Annotated in this window: 3 protein-coding genes; all 3 read left to right on the plus strand. The window is 39.3% G+C overall.

The annotated features are described in order from the left end of the window. Window positions 1-227: 227 nt before the first annotated feature. Window positions 228-599 carry a ribonuclease P protein component gene (gene rnpA / locus GMD6S_RS09050; RefSeq protein WP_000748120.1) on the plus strand — a complete coding sequence of 124 codons (372 nt, stop codon included), beginning with the start codon at window positions 228-230 and terminating at the stop codon, window positions 597-599. Continuing rightward, window positions 574-1401 carry a membrane protein insertase YidC gene (locus GMD6S_RS09055; protein WP_000728097.1) on the plus strand — a complete coding sequence of 276 codons (828 nt, stop codon included), beginning with the start codon at window positions 574-576 and terminating at the stop codon, window positions 1399-1401. Before rnpA ends, GMD6S_RS09055 begins: the two co-directional genes overlap by 26 nt. Window positions 1402-1415: 14 nt before the next feature. Continuing rightward, on the plus strand, window positions 1416-1513 hold a 98-nt coding region (locus GMD6S_RS09060), incomplete at its 3' end, for a Jag N-terminal domain-containing protein (RefSeq protein ID WP_008287132.1).

Below are 1513 nucleotides of genomic sequence, written 5' to 3' on the forward strand. Positions count from 1 at the left end.
GCGAAAATCCGTGTCTTGGTTATTCCAACAGATGAAGAATTGGTGATTGCACGCGATGTTGAGCGCTTGAAAAAATAAGTAAATACACGTAAAATTTGATTGTAAAAAGAAGTTGGGAAAGAGATTTTCCAGCTTTTTTTATGTAGAAAATGTCTAAAACCTTGCTGTTATTGGCTTTTTCAAAAAATATGGTATAATAGTAGTAATTTAATAGATGGAGTTGAGTTTTGAAGAAAAGCTTTCGTGTAAAAAGAGAGAAAGATTTTAAGGCGATTTTCAAGGACGGAACAAGTTTTGCCAATCGAAAATTTGTTGTCTACCAATTGGAAAACCAGCAAAACCATTTTCGAGTAGGACTGTCCGTCAGCAAAAAGCTGGGGAATGCAGTTACCAGAAATCAAATCAAGAGACGAATCCGGCACATTCTACAAAGTGTAAAAGGGAGTTTAGTAGAGCATGTTGATTTTGTCGTGATTGCCCGAAAAGGGGTGGAAACCTTGGAATATGCAGAGATGGAGAAAAACCTACTCCACGTATTAAAGTTATCAAAGATTTACCAGGAAGGAAATGGGAGTGAAAAAGAAACTACAGTTGACTAGTTTGTTGGGCCTGTCCTTGTTTATCATGACAGCCTGTGCAACAAATGGTACAGCTAGCGATATAACAGCAGATTCGACAGACTTTTGGAGCAAATTCGTCTATTTTTTTGCTGAAATTATCCGCTTTTTGTCCTTTGATATTAGTATCGGAGTGGGGATTATTCTCTTCACGATTTTGATCCGGACGATTTTATTGCCGGTCTTTCAGACACAGATGGTTGCCTCTAGAAAAATGCAAGAGGCTCAACCGCGCATCAAGGCTTTGCGAGAGCAATACCCAGGTCGTGATATGGAAAGTAGAACCAAGCTAGACCAGGAGATGCGTAAGGTTTATAAAGAGTTAGGAATCAAACATTCATCCTCTCTCTGGCCAATTTTAATACAAATGCCGGTTCTCTTGGCGCTCTTTCAAGCCTTGAGTCGAGTAGACTTTTTGAAAACAGGTCACTTTTTATGGATTAATTTGGGAGGAGTAGATACAAGTTTTGTCCTTCCGATTTTGGCGGCAGTCTTTACCTTCTTGAGTAGCTGGTTATCGAATAAAGCTTTGTCCGAAAAAAGTGGAGCTACGACAGGGATGATGTATGGTATGCCTGTATTGATCTTTGTTTTTGCCATCTCCGCCCCAAGTGGTGTAGCCTTGTACTGGGCCGTATCCAATGCTTACCAAGTTCTGCAAACCTATTTTTTGAACAATCCTTTCAAGATTATTGCTGAAAGAGAAGCAGTGGCGCAAGCAGAAAAAGATTTAGAAGGCAAGAAGAGAAGAGCTTTGAAAAAAGCACAGAAAAAGAAAAAATAAGGAGGAATCTGGTAATGGTATTATTTACAGGTTCAACGGTTGAAGAAGCAATCCAAAAAGGATTGAAAGAATTAGACATTCCAAGAATGAAGGCCCACATCAAGGTCGTTTC

This window comes from Streptococcus sp. GMD6S, assembly GCF_000297015.1.